Origin of the sequence: Okeania sp. SIO2C9, assembly GCF_010672455.1 — a bacterium.
Classification (GTDB): domain Bacteria; phylum Cyanobacteriota; class Cyanobacteriia; order Cyanobacteriales; family Microcoleaceae; genus Okeania.
In genome coordinates, this window is the sequence record NZ_JAAHGO010000031.1 from 42631 (window position 1) to 56431 (window position 13801).

Annotated in this window: 12 protein-coding genes; 6 read left to right on the plus strand and 6 right to left on the minus strand. The window is 38.4% G+C overall.

The window, feature by feature from the left end; translation table 11 throughout:
* Positions 1 to 204: 204 nt before the first annotated feature.
* Positions 205 to 2172, minus strand: coding sequence for an acetate--CoA ligase (gene acs, locus F6K23_RS22410; protein WP_293159961.1), 1968 nt, complete (start codon positions 2170 to 2172; stop codon positions 205 to 207).
* Between the two features lie 419 nt (positions 2173 to 2591).
* Between acs and F6K23_RS22415 the strand changes: the two genes are divergently transcribed.
* The 3 genes from F6K23_RS22415 (at position 2592) to F6K23_RS22425 (ending at position 4604) form a co-directional block, all read left to right on the plus strand.
* The gene (locus F6K23_RS22415; RefSeq protein WP_293159963.1) at positions 2592 to 3287 is read left to right on the plus strand and encodes a hypothetical protein; all 696 of its coding nucleotides are present in this window, start codon (positions 2592 to 2594) and stop codon (positions 3285 to 3287) included.
* A gap of 70 nt (positions 3288 to 3357) precedes the next feature.
* Positions 3358 to 3567, plus strand: a complete 210-nt coding sequence (locus F6K23_RS22420) for a hypothetical protein (RefSeq protein ID WP_287275840.1) — start codon at positions 3358 to 3360, stop codon at positions 3565 to 3567.
* A gap of 476 nt (positions 3568 to 4043) precedes the next feature.
* Positions 4044 to 4604: a peroxiredoxin gene (locus tag F6K23_RS22425; protein ID WP_293159965.1), complete on the plus strand. Its 561-nt coding sequence runs from the start codon at positions 4044 to 4046 to the stop codon at positions 4602 to 4604.
* Between the two features lie 357 nt (positions 4605 to 4961).
* Here the strand turns inward: F6K23_RS22425 and F6K23_RS22430 are convergent, their stop codons facing one another.
* Together F6K23_RS22430 and F6K23_RS22435 are read right to left on the minus strand one after the other, a co-directional pair.
* Entirely contained in the window at positions 4962 to 5813 is an 852-nt protein-coding gene (locus F6K23_RS22430) for an alpha/beta fold hydrolase (protein WP_293159967.1), read from the minus strand.
* Positions 5814 to 6282: 469 nt separating this feature from the next.
* Positions 6283 to 6447 carry a hypothetical protein gene (locus F6K23_RS22435; protein WP_293159969.1) on the minus strand — a complete coding sequence of 55 codons (165 nt, stop codon included), beginning with the start codon at positions 6445 to 6447 and terminating at the stop codon, positions 6283 to 6285.
* A 1275-nt stretch (positions 6448 to 7722) separates the two neighbouring features.
* Between F6K23_RS22435 and F6K23_RS22440 the strand changes: the two genes are divergently transcribed.
* A complete protein-coding gene (locus F6K23_RS22440; RefSeq protein WP_293160030.1) occupies positions 7723 to 9201 on the plus strand; it encodes an ATP-dependent DNA helicase RecQ in 1479 nt (492 codons plus the stop codon).
* Between the two features lie 917 nt (positions 9202 to 10118).
* Here F6K23_RS22440 and F6K23_RS22445 read toward each other — a convergent pair.
* Positions 10119 to 10814, minus strand: a complete 696-nt coding sequence (locus F6K23_RS22445) for a YdcF family protein (RefSeq protein WP_287279647.1) — start codon at positions 10812 to 10814, stop codon at positions 10119 to 10121.
* Between the two features lie 199 nt (positions 10815 to 11013).
* Between F6K23_RS22445 and F6K23_RS22450 the strand changes: the two genes are divergently transcribed.
* Entirely contained in the window at positions 11014 to 11169 is a 156-nt protein-coding gene (locus F6K23_RS22450) for a hypothetical protein (protein ID WP_293159972.1), read from the plus strand.
* A gap of 124 nt (positions 11170 to 11293) precedes the next feature.
* Here the strand turns inward: F6K23_RS22450 and F6K23_RS22455 are convergent, their stop codons facing one another.
* Complete coding sequence (locus tag F6K23_RS22455; protein ID WP_367267774.1) at positions 11294 to 11563, minus strand: hypothetical protein; 270 nt, start codon at positions 11561 to 11563, stop codon at positions 11294 to 11296.
* A gap of 16 nt (positions 11564 to 11579) precedes the next feature.
* On the opposite strand from F6K23_RS22455, the gene F6K23_RS22460 reads away from it, so the two are divergent.
* Positions 11580 to 11717 carry a hypothetical protein gene (locus tag F6K23_RS22460; protein ID WP_293159974.1) on the plus strand — a complete coding sequence of 46 codons (138 nt, stop codon included), beginning with the start codon at positions 11580 to 11582 and terminating at the stop codon, positions 11715 to 11717.
* Positions 11718 to 11901: 184 nt separating this feature from the next.
* On the opposite strand, the gene F6K23_RS22465 is transcribed toward F6K23_RS22460, so the two are convergent.
* The gene (locus F6K23_RS22465; protein WP_293159976.1) at positions 11902 to 12708 is read right to left on the minus strand and encodes a hypothetical protein; all 807 of its coding nucleotides are present in this window, start codon (positions 12706 to 12708) and stop codon (positions 11902 to 11904) included.
* Positions 12709 to 13801 lie beyond the last annotated feature (1093 nt).

Here is a 13801-nt window from a genome sequence, read left to right on the forward strand (position 1 = left end):
TACAATACACTACCACCAGTTTTTTTTATCACTAATTATCCGGAAATAATATAACTTCTGACTGTAATGAAGTGTGTCTTACATTCTGAAGGCGATGTGTGCGGAAATGGTTCCGCACTAGAAAAGCGCCGTAGAAGACCTCAGAATTGTACACTCACTTCTGAGTTCTGAATTCTAAATTCTAAATTATAAATTCTAAATTCCCTAAGCTCCTCCCCGTAACTTATCTAATACACTCCGGTCTTGTAACGTTGAAGTATCCCCAGCAATTTCCTGACCCGCCGCCAGAGACCGTAACAACCTCCGCATAATCTTACCAGAACGAGTTTTAGGCAAATCCTCAGTAAAGCGGATCTCACCAGGACGAGCGATCGCTCCAATTTCCTGAACAACGTGCTGCTTCAACTCCTTCTCCAAAACCTCATCTGGTTCGCGCTCGCCTTCTAAAGTCACAAAAGCCACAATATCCTCACCCTTAACCTCATCAGGTTTACCAACAACTGCTGCCTCAGCAACAGCAGGGTGAGAAACCAATGCCGACTCTACCTCCATAGTACCCAGACGATGACCAGCCACATTAATCACATCATCAACACGACCCATCACCCAAAAATAACCATCCTCGTCTCTGTGGGCACCATCACCAGCAAAATAAATATACTCCCCACTCTTCGGACGTAAATACTCCCAATAAGTACGACGGAAGCGGTCGTCATCTCCATAAACAGTCCGCATCATTCCAGGCCAAGGATGCTTAACCACCAAATAACCACCATTATTACCATCCACAGACTCACCCTCCTGATTAACAATATCAGCAATAATCCCAGGGAAAGGGAAAGTCGCCGAACCAGGTTTAGTCGAAGTAGCACCAGGTAAAGGAGTAATCATAAACCCACCAGTTTCAGTTTGCCACCAAGTATCAACTATCGGACAGCGATCGCCACCAATAACACGGTTATACCAAATCCAAGCTTCTGGGTTGATTGGTTCTCCCACTGTTCCTAACAACCGCAAAGAAGTAAGATTTCTAGAATTGGGATGATGTTCTCCCATTTTCATTAATGCTCGGATAGCAGTAGGAGCAGTATAAAAAATAGTAACGCCATATTTTTCTACCACATCCCACAGACAACCAGGATTAGAAGCTCTTGGTGCGCCTTCATACATTAAGCTAGTAGCACCATTGGAAAGAGGACCATAGACAATATAACTATGACCAGTAATCCAACCTACATCCGCAGTACACCAATACACATCTGTGTCTTGCAGGTCAAACGCCCATTTATTAGTAACATGAGTATAGAGATTATAACCCCCTGTGGTGTGTACAACTCCTTTAGGTTTGCCAGTAGTGCCACTTGTATACAGAATAAATAGCATATCTTCACTATCCATTGGTTCCGCTGGACATTCCCCAGAAGCACCTTTTTGAAGATCGTGCCACCAATGGTCGCGCCCAGGTTCCATCTGAATTTGTTGGGCAGTGCGTTTAACCACTAGCACATTTTCCACAGTGGGGGCACCTGCGGCTAGAGCTTTGTCTACTTGTTCTTTGAGGGGAACAATAGCATCTTTTCGCCAACCACCATCAGCAGTCACTACTAACTTAGCCTCAGCATCAACCAGTCTGTCTTTAAGAGCTTCAGCGCTGAAACCCCCAAAAACAACAGTGTGGGGAGCGCCTATTCTTGCACAGGCCAACATGGCAATGGCTGCTTCAGGAATCATCGGCATATAAATACCCACGCGATCGCCTTTTTTCACTCCCAATTGTTTAAAAACGTTCGCCATCTGGCAAACTTCCCGATGCAGTTGGGCATAAGTAAGAGTGCGAGAGTCTCCGGGTTCTCCTTCCCATATTAGGGCTGCTTTGTTACGTCGCCAGGTGGTAAGATGACGGTCGAGACAGTTATAGGAAATATTTATTTTGCCATTAACAAACCATTTAACAAAAGGTGGTTGCCAGTCGAGTACTTTGTCCCATTTCTGGAACCAGTCTAATTCTGTTTCAGCTAGTTCTGCCCAAAATCCTTCTGGGTCAGTCTTGGCTTTTTCGTAGAGTTGTTTATATTCTTCTATGCTCTTAATATGTGCTTTTTGAGCAAATTCTGTAGGTGGGGGAAAAAGGCGTTTTTCTTGTAGGATTGATTCAATAGTCGGTTGTGACATTTTTGTATTTGTAGTTACTGCTAATAATCATTGTGGACTTATAATGAACATTAGAATCTTTATTTTTTTTAAGCTCAGTTTCAGATTTGTAGGGGGTGATACCCTTATGTCTTGTCTTCAAAAATATCTACCATTTAGAAAGAAATTAGTCAATAGATGAAAGTATTTTAATCTAGATATTTGTAGAAATATTTTGAGTAGTTATAATTTCCTAATGCTTAACCCTTCATACTGTTAATCAAGCGCTACAATATTCATTGTGATATAGCAAGGAAAGAGTAGGTTAGGACTTATATTGATAATGAACCTGAGACAGAGAAAAACTTTTGTCACTTTTCCCTGTTCCCTGTTCCCTGTTCCCTGCTATATAAAAAAACTTTTTTACAGATTCTAAGATGGGTCTTAATGTAGGAGGATGATTGCAAGCAAGAGAAATCGAGCCTAAGCTAAAACAACTTAGCTGTCTTGCCTGGTCAACTGAACCTGCGTTAGCCCAGAGGTTAGATGAAGTAACACGCTGGATTAAGGATATTAGGCCAGGCTTGCTAATGCAGAAAGGAGTCTTAGTAGGATTTTTGTTAGAATTAATTAAGGATGGAGAATTTTGGTTAAAATTGCAATCCTTAACAAATGAAGAAAGGCAACTATTTTTAAAACATCTTCCATCACCAGTCAGATACTGGTATGAAAATCTTTTTCCAAAGTGGTTTAATGAAAATGATCATAAATTTTATATATGGAAACAAAAATTAAGATCGGGGGAATTTAATCAAGAAGATGCTGAACTACTACAATCTGTCTCTCGTCAGATAAAAAGTCGTGATGGGTGTGTTGTTCATCGTTATATAGCAGATTTGTCTATGGCAACAGATGTAATTGTGAGTAGTAGCACAGGTAAGCCTCTCTGTGTTCAACTTACTACTATGTCCGGAGAATTATGTAATCATAAGTATAAGGAATGGAAAGATACACTACAGCAATGGAAAATTAGAAGGGGTATTTTTGTTAGTTATAATCCCGGACAAGACCGCTCAGTTATTCAATTAGTAAATCTTGTTCTGCATAACAGCAGACATTTAACTGAGGCTAAATATATTAAATTTTGTTTTAGATAGGAATTGAACAAATTTCTATTACATTTCAACTTGCACATCAAACTACGCATTTTAATACTAGGCAGGATACATGGTAACAATTAGCAAAACTCTGTCAAATAAAGAACGTTTAGAAAAAGTTTGGCACGCTCTCCAAGAGGCTCAACAATTACAAGAAGACCGACTAACTTGGGGAATCAATCATGTCAATTTATACGTGGAAAATATTGATGGAGATTGGCTGGAAAAATGGGGTGAAAATGAAGAGGAATTAAGTGAAAAGTTACCAATCAATTCATAAGCTTTCAAAAAGTCAAAAATAATTGGAGAAACAGCAACAATGACTGAACTATAAATTTAAGATGGTATAACAGAAGAAAGAAAGAAGAAGGAAGAGGGAAACACTGGCGTTGTTTGAGCTTTAAGCTTTTAATATGTCCGCGCCCTTTCCTTCCACTGCTATATGAGCGATCGCCTTTATATTTTGTGATGGAGATGAAGAGCGATCGTTCAGAAAAATGAAGATACTATCCCTCAAAGGTAGAAGGAAAAATCATCCAACACTCTAGGTTTTAGGCTTTTGATATATTCTATAGCACAGGGAAGAAGGTTTTAGTTATCTAGGCGATTAGTTATCTAGGAGAGAAGGAAGAAGAAAAAATCTGGCGTTGTTTGATTTTTAAGCTTTTGATATGTCCGCTCTCTTTCTTTAGACCATTCTAACAGCTATAGCTACTACTATATGTAAAAAATGTCACACCTAAAATGGAGATTTTTATGAGCAATTTTACAGAATTACCTGCAGATCTTCCTATCCCAGTAGATGATGGAACTTGTAATCACCTACAAGGTTTGTTTTTGCCATCGCTTACTTTACCTTCAACCCATAATAGATATGTAGATTTATCTGAAATTTCAGGTTACGTCGTTATTTACTGTTATCCCATGACTGGTCAACCAGGTATTCTACTACCCGAACAATGGGACAAAATTCCTGGAGCAAGAGGATGTACCCCTCAATCATGCGCTTTTCGAGACCATCACCAAGAAATAACAGAGTTAAAAGTGCAAGTTTTTGGTATCAGCACACAAAAAACTGAATATCAGATAGAAGCAGCGAAGCGACTTCATTTACCTTTTGAACTTCTGAGTGATAGTGATTTAAACTTTTCCCAAGCGTTAAAATTGCCAATATTTGAAATAGAAGGAAAGCAACTACTCAAAAGAGTTACATTAATTGCACAAGCAGGAAAAATTCTCAAAGTTTTCTATCCAGTATTCCCACCTGATAGAAATCCTGATGATGTAATTGATTGGTTACGAAATAATCTCGTTTAATAGCTAGTCAATAATCAGTTTAACAGACATAGCAATTACATATTTTAAAAGCTCATTATTTATGCCCAAAACGAATTTAATATTTAAGAAAAATAGGATATTTGATTATAGATTTTAACCCTAGTTATATTATTTTTGGATAATGAGTTATAGCACTACACATTAAGATTAGGACAGCTAAAAAACTTCAAAAAATTACAATTAAAAGTTTTGACTCTAGCTGATAGCTATATAATAAAATTTCTCTCTGTAGTTTTGCTCTAGCCCTTTAAATACTTGTCTTAGGGCTAAAGCCCAACTACAAACATAATATTTAGACACTATGTTACCTCAATTTACTGCTAATTTTTTCAGATTTCAAAAAATATCTAAAAAATTCCCAACAGTCTGATTAAATTTTTCTGGTTCCACCAAAAATAGCCAATGATTTCCCGGAACTTTTTCCATTTTTAAATTCCTTAAATATTTCCGATAAGGCTTAATTTGCAACTCACTTCTATTCACACCTTTTTCTGGTTGAATAAACAAAGTCGGCACATCAATATATTCTGTTAAACCAGGAACTCGCATCACCTCTTCAAATATTTCATCCCGCGCCGGAATCACAAATTTACTTCCCCACTTACCATCAGCTTTTTCCTCCATACTTTCCTGAAATACTATCTGTTGCAATTCACTCCAACCTGCATATTTTCCTAACTGCTTTGCCTGAGTTTCTGCCTCAGCAAAACTATCAAATGGACCCATACCTTTTAAGGTTTCTAAAGTACGATAAAGAATAGGAAAAGTAACTTTAATTAATCCCGGCATTTTGCCAATAAAAATCGGGTCTATCAACATCATACTTTTAAATCTTTCTCGATTTTGTCTTGCCCAAATACAAGCTAATTTTCCTGTCCAAGAATGACCTAAAATATGAGCAGAAGACCAGTTTAAATGCTCCATGAGCGCTTCTAAATCAGTAATTGTTTTCTCGAAAGTATACCCACTTTCTGGTTTTCCACTTTCTCCATGACCGCGCATATCTGGTGCAACAATATGATATTTATCCGCTAAATACTTTCCTAAACTTGACCAAACTAAAGCCAAATCTGCCAAACCATGTAATAGCAAAAGTGGCTGTTTTTTATCTTGATTTTCCTCTAATTGCCACTCCAAGTAAGAAAGTTGAATATCAGGCAAATTTACAGTTTTGCGAGTATAAAGCATAATTAAATATGATGATTGAATATTTAGCAATTAAATAGGGCTTGCTGATTAAATCTAAAAGCATTGACATATAAATAATTTAGTCTTTTTGGGGCCTTTAAAAAATGCCTGATTTTCAGTCTGAAACGCTCAAAAAGGAGCGTATTTTAGGCGCATAGTTGGGCAGAAAAATCAAGGGACAATTCTTACTCCTGCCTCCTCGCTAATTCTCATTTATCCTTTTTTCCCCTACCAGGAGGGGGAGGGGCGAGGGGTCGGTTGTCTCCTGTCTACTACCCCTACTAAAATACTTTTTCAGCAAACCCTAAATATTATAGCAAGTAGCGTTGAGAAAATTTGGTTAGCAAAATTAATTGCTAGAGGTAAAAAGCCATTTTTCTCTACAACTCATCGATCAATAAATTGATGTATCATATTACTTTTGAGAATTGATATTAGTACGGTTAATTCAACAATTAATAATTAATCATTACCTTAAAGTCAGAGGATTTATCAAAATAATTGGGTCGCGCCACTCCATCGGGAAATGGCGAAATATTTTTGGAACGAAACTCAAATCCCCTACTTCCCCTCCACGGTCCGGGTTAGGGGTGGGTTGATTTCTGACTTCTGACTTCGTTAAAGCAGTCGCCATTACTGACATATCAAAAGCTTAAAACTCACACAACGCAAGATTTTTCTTTAGACTTCTTGCAAAAGTCAGAGAATAGGGAATAGACAGATGAAATTGGGGTGCATCTCATATTTGCAAAAATACTTTTTTCCTATATATTCCCTTTCGGAGCTGTTGCCTTCCGGAGCTGTTGCCTGTTGCCTAAAAGCAATAAATTTTTGGCTTTATTCACGCATTGAGATGCACCCTGAAATTGTTTATTTCATAGTCTTGAATTGATTTAATTAACTTTTTTGCAACAGGTCTATTCTTGCTTTCTGCTTTTTATTTCTTCCTTCTGCTATACCAACTACCAAACTAACTGCTGACTACTTCTTCAATTCGGTTTTAAATAAACTGAGTAGATTCAAGCACCCCTAACAAGAACCTCAGACACAAAATATTTTCATTTTCTGAAGCACCAAAAAAGTCGGAGCCGAATCAAAAAAGAGCTTGCATCTTCAAAAAAACTTTGATAGTATAATGTTATTGGGTGGTATTCGCCCCTAAACATGATTTTTTATTCAACATAGTTGAAAGCCAAGCGATCGCCAATACCAACAAAATCACCCAAAGGAAAAAAAAACATTTTGTGAAGCACCAAAAAAAGTCGGAGTCGAATCAAAAAAGAGCTTGCATCTTCAAAAAAACTTTGATAGTATAATGTTATTGGGTGGTATTCGCCCCTAAACATGATTTTTTATTCAACATAGTTGAAAGCCAAGCGATCGCCAATACCAACAAAATCACCCAAAGGAAAAAAAACATTTTGTGAAGCACCAAAAAAAGTCGGAGCCGAATCAAAAAAGAGCTTGCATCCCCAAAAAAACTTTGATAGTATAATGTTATTGGGTGGTGTTCGCCCCTAAACATGATTTTTTATTCAACATAAGACACCCTAGAAAGAAAAAAATTAATAATTATCAAAATAATTGGGTCTAAAACCCCGCCGGGAAATGGCGAAATATTTTTGGAGCGAAGCTCAAATCCCCTACTTCCCCTCCTGGGAGGGGCGGGGGTGGGTTAACTTCTGTAGGGGCGAATGGCCATTCGCCCCTACGACTTCTGATATCATGTCCGGTAGCATCGTTTGTGTATAAAATTAAGGTGACACTCTTGAGAAAACCTTATGCCTCCTGCCTCCTGCCTTCTGCCTTCCTTCCACCAAAGTCTAATTATTCAACCGGACATGATATGACTTCTGACTTCGTCAATAACCCTACAACTTCAAACATCAGAAAAAAACCATATTCAACCATGAATAATCCCGAACAAACCACTTGGAATAACGTCCGCGAAGCCTTCCGTAAAATCTGGGGATACGATAATTTTCGACCACCACAAGGAGAAATAATTAGTTGCTTATTAAAAGGAAAAGACGCCTTAATAATCATGCCAACTGGAGGAGGAAAATCAATCTGTTTTCAACTACCAGCTCTACTAAAAACAGGCTTAACTTTAGTAATATCCCCCCTAGTTGCGCTGATGGAAAATCAAGTTCAAGAATTGCGCGATCGCTCACTTCCCGCCTCTCTTCTCCATAGCCAAATTCCCAATTCCCAAAAACAAAAAACCCTCCAAGCATTACAACAAAATAAACTAAGATTACTCTATCTTTCCCCAGAAACTTTACTTAACAAAAAAGTTTGGAATTTACTCTGCCAACCCCAGATAAAAATCAACGGTTTAATATTAGATGAAGCTCATTGTCTAGTACAGTGGGGAGAAACTTTTCGTCCTGCTTATCGTCGCTTAGGAGCAGTACGTTCAGCACTAATAAAATCTAAAACTCCAAATACTAATATTGCTATTGCCGCCTTTACCGCCACTGCCGACCCCCAAGCCCAAAATATTATAAAAAAAACTTTACAACTGCAAAACCCACAACCATTTTTACTTAGCCCCTACCGAAATAATTTATATTTAAAAATTCAAAAAATTTGTACTCCCAGAAGTCGCCGTCAACAGTTATTTAAATTTATCAAAACCAGAAAAAACCAAGCAGGTTTAATTTACGTTAGAACTAGAAAAGACAGTGAAAACTTAGCCGAAATATTACGACAAAAAGATTATCAAACTACAGCTTATCACGCAGGTTTAAGTGCAAAAGAAAGACGAAATATAGAGAAAGCTTGGATAGGTGGAGAAATAAATTTTGTAGTCTGTACATCTGCCTTTGGTATGGGAATAAATAAACCAGATGTGCGGTGGGTAATACATTTTCAAGCACCATCACTTTTGTCTGAATATATTCAAGAAGTCGGTAGAGGTGGTAGAGATGGGAAACCTGCCGAAGCTTTAACATTAGTCAGCGAACCTACTGGTTGGTTAGACCCAGAGGATAAGCAAAGACAAAAATTTCTAGTAGATAAGTTGCGATCGCAGCATCAAACAGCCCAAAAATTAATCAAACAACTGCCAACTATGGGAAATATTAATGCTGTAACAGATGAATTTCCTGATGCAGCGATCGCCCTGTCTATCTTGCACTCTTCCGGAAAACTGAGATGGCGCGATCCCTTTAACTATATTATGAATAAATCTGCTACTGGCAAAACAGCATCCTTAGATTACAATTCCGGTATTCAGGAAATGAATCAATACTTCACGACAAGCAAATGTCGATGGCAGTTTTTACTACAAGCATTTGGCTTTTCTAAGGAAGCTCAGAATATGCGTTGTGGTCACTGCGATAATTGTATTCGGAGAGGAAGAGGAAAAATATTCAACAATTAATAATTAGGGTTTGCTGAAAAAGTTTTTTAGTAGGGGTAGGATACAGGATACAGGATACAGGATACAGGATACAGGAGAAATGGGAATGAGCGAGCAGGTAGGATTCAACAATTAATAATTAATATCAAATCCGGTAGCATCGGTGTTATTCAGTCTTTAAAGATAAGAGTCTATACTGTAGGGGCGAATGGCCATTCGCCCTTACCGATTGTATGACTATCAACAGAATTATATTACTCCAAAGCCAACGGATTTGATATAATAATGAATAATTAATTATTACCTCTTCTTTTCAAGGAGAGGATTGACTAATCATGAAAATTTTTTCTTGTTTTTCCTTTAAAGGAGAGGATTTTCACCTTAATTATAGCGCTGTGCGCAGCTCATCTGGCAACAGGCAACAGCGGTCAGACCCCGCGACGACGCCAGCTAGCTTGCGGAATGCTGACCAACAGAGGCAACAGGGGGAATAAAAAACTGTTTGCGTAGCATTCCGTAAGGAATAGCATAAGACTTTTAGCTATTGGACAGTTCTTGTAATTTGTAAATATGCCAGCGCACATTGCTATATTCGGTAACAATTGTCAATTTGGGATTTTTATGCCCAACTATGAGCCTAAAATACGCTCCATGCATGAGCGTTTTAGACGTGATACCAGGCACTTTTTAAAGGCCCCAAAAAGGCACTTGTCTTTATATGTCAATGCTTTTAGATTTAATCAGCAGAGCAATAATTAATCATTACCTCTGCTAAAAATTGTAGAATTAGCGAACAGTATTTTTTTGATTTATCTCTTCAAAGAAAAAGAGACTTTAAATCTTACTTAATTATTAGGTAAAGTACAGGATTTTTCCTTCTTCCTTCCTTCTCTCCTAAATAACTAAACGCCCTCTTCCTTCTTCCTTCTGCCATAAAGCTATTTCCGACAAATTGACTCAGACTTCAATTTTGCTTGATGCTCGCAGCGAAAACCATCCTTGCACCATTGCGTCATATTCACCTGTGTCAATTTTAGCACATCAGCACATTTTGGTTCTATTATCTTACTTCCCACAGCCCAAAATAAACTACGAATTACATCTAAACCAGTCTTGAGATGAGATTCTCTATTACCAGGCACCCCTATTTCCTCAACAATATCAGTTTCTACCCATATTCCATTAGCACCCAAAATAATCTGTGCTAACCATTTAGCTCTGGGTAAATGAGTAGGAGATGTTACCAGTTTAATATGTTCCACTCCCCATTTCTTGAGAATTGGCAAAGTAAAATAGAAGTTACCAAAAGTAGATTTAGCGCAATGTTCTAACCAAACCTTCTCTACAGGAGCATTTTCCCGTTGAAATAATCCCACAAGACAAGGGTCTTTAGATCCAGCAGAAATTAAAATTGGGGTCTGAGGATATTGTTTAGCCACTTGAGCAATATAAATTTCCCGTTTAATACTCCCACCTAAAACTAAATAAGTATCCACAGGAGATTTTGCTGCAGACTGGAGTGAAATAGTACTTCCCACCAACCACACTAATAGACTAGAAAGTATAGAAAAAAGCAAAAACAGCAATATTTTCCTGATTTTCTGATTGCCACGAATGTTTGGATTTCCTGTCATAGAAATTATAGCGGGTTATTTGAACTTACCTCTAATCTGCCCACTGCTCCTCCTGTTTCATATTTTTTATCAAAATAATATGGGTCGCGCAACTCCGCCTTTTAAGGCGATCGGGTTTTTGGAGCTTTTCTCAAATCCCCGTTACAAAAATAACTTCTGACTTATGACTTCTGACTTATGACTTCGTTAAAGAACCCTTATGGTATCTTTGCATATAGTATGTGCTTTTGGCATAAAAGTAAGTGGGGCGTTAACGATAGTTATGCGAAGCAAACGGCCGTTCGCCCCTACAGAAGTCAGGAAACTCAGAAATATCATAGGTGAAAAAGCGGATGCAACCCCGCGACGACGTTAGTCGCAAGGGAATGCGCACCAAGCAGGTAGAAAAATGTTCTCCACTCCCCTACTCCCCTACTACCTCACTCCCCCACTTCCGTTCCATAATGCTATAACTATTGAATCAGATATAATTTCTTATATCAGAGCGAATTTGGATCAACACCCAAATCGCGTAATTTAGCAGCTAATTTTTCGGCCCGTTGCTTTTCCTGTTCGGCCTTTTGCTTTTCCTGTTCGGCTTGTTCGCTACTCCACAACAACAAATTTTCGGACTTATCCCACCATCTAAGCCAGCTAATATTTTGCCCTAGTCTTTCTCCTGGCCAAATTCCCAAAAACAAGTCTAATTCCGGTATCCAAAAATGTCCATTCTCATTAGCTGACTCGAAGCAATACTTTCCATCCTGCAAACTGCGTACTTCTAAGATGGGGAGATGGGGAGATGGGGAGATGGGGGGATGGGGAGACAGAGAGACAGGGAGACAGGGAGATGGGGGGATAGGGAGATGGGGGGATGGGGAGATTCCTATATTTGCACAATTTTTTGTATTTCATATAATTTGAAGTCATCTGCAATCTGATTGAAAAACTTTGTCCTACAAATACAATAGTGACATTATGAGGAAATTCCCTACATTCTTTTTCGCACCTATGTCTATTAGACATCTCTAAAAATCAAATCAATTATTTCTCTTTACTCCCTACTCCCTATTCCCTCTTTTATGGAGATGTCTATTAATCAGCACAGTTATTCAGAAGATTCTGGTAAGACAAAACGCATTTCTCCATTTTGATCGATTTCCACCTTCCCTCCAAGCTTGAGAATTTCTTGTTGAGCGCGATCACGTACTCTTTGGTCTCTTGTTTGACCGTATACCCACAACCAAGCATTAAACTTGATTAATTTACTATCGGGGTCTCGCTTCAGAAATTCTGCTGTTTGTCTAAACAGAGATGTTAAGCTTTGATATGATGTATTTTCAGCCCATTCAGCTGCCATTTCGTGAGAATCAATTGCGCCAGGAATATCACCTACTAACAGTAATTGATCTATACCTTTCCATCTCCATACTTGCCAAGCTTTCGGATCTATTTCTGGAGAAAGTACATCAGTACCGCGAGTCATATATTCTACCGCGACTTCTGGTTTACCTTCATATATAGATAAAGAGTTAGACACAAATAGATACGTGTCAACCCATCTTGGATCTAAGCGGGTGATGATATCAAAGTAATCTTCACTAAGAGAATAACCTGTTTGGTTTCTGGCAGTGTCGTCCCCGAAATATTGCAGAAATTGGAGAAACACCCAGTCTGCAATCAAATTATCAAATCCAAAAGTCGGAGATGCTTTTAATAATTGTAGCTTTAGAGCTTCTTTTTCTTCAGCTTCTACTGAATCTGCCAAGTCTGAAACGATTTCTTTTTTTAAGGGAGAATTTTCTGAGGGCCACAATACCTGTAAAGTGACGATACTTCCTAAAGCTGTTATGAAAACTGCTAGATTTACGAATGAACCTAGCCAATTTGAGGTTTTGGCTTTTGTTTCCATCATGAATTTTTATGTCAACGTTGGTTGAAGACCGGCGCTCTTTGATCAGGGGAGCGTCAGGATGAATGCGAGCGCATTCCGCAGGAAAAACCAATCAATAAGAGCGGTTCTTGCAATAGTATGCTACTATTAATAGCATAAGGCTGCTAGGTTAGCAGTGTCAGTCTGTGGAGCGCGCCTTTAGACCGAAAAGAGGTTCGACCTCGAAGGCAGGTGCTATCTTAGCGCAGCTCCTCTTTCAACAATTAATAATGAATAATGAATAATGAATAATTACCTCTCCATGAATTGAAGAGGATTGACAAAGAGATGAAAATTTTTCTTCACAGGAGTCGATTGGATATGGCTCCGAGACCTCGCCATCCCATCCTAGGTCATGCTGCGCAAACGACCGCTTATTATCCCCTTAAAAGGGGAGGCGCATACCCACAATTTTTCGGTAAAGAGGCAGCAGAAAGTCCCTATAAATGATTTTAGGGAATCCCGTGTTGTCGAGTAAGTGCAACGTCGGGAGGATGTCAAGTCAAGAAAACTAACGATCAACAGATCCAAAATTACAGCAGTTTTCGACTTAATTAGTTACAAGTCGATACGGCTTTTAGCAGGTGAAAGAAAGAAGCAGGAGAGTTAGTCACTTTCTTCCCTCTTCCTTATTTACTTCAACAGGACTTACCCATGCATGAGCTAGGAAAAACTAGGATTTGAGATGGCTTTCCGTTCCGGACTACTGCGCAAACCCTGTCGGTCGCTTCGGACAAAAATACATTGCAGGTGCGTAAGTCTGATTCAAGTTAAACTTTACCTCACTATCCTAAAAAGTACTGTAAGATGATTATCAATTAATGTCTTTTAATTACTTAACTAAATAGTGCAAAGTTCTTGAAATAACTATTGCTAGCTAAGGCTTTCAGCGCTCTAAAGGTTAAAAACTCTTTATTCACAGCTGTAAGTACTGTAAGGCTTTTACAGTAATACTGTCAGCCTTCAATGCAAATTTTTCTTGGGAAGAACTTTGTACTCTCCAGTTACTTAACTATTCTCAAATATAGAATTAGAGACAATAGTCGTAACGGTAAAATTTGACTAGACAGTGAAT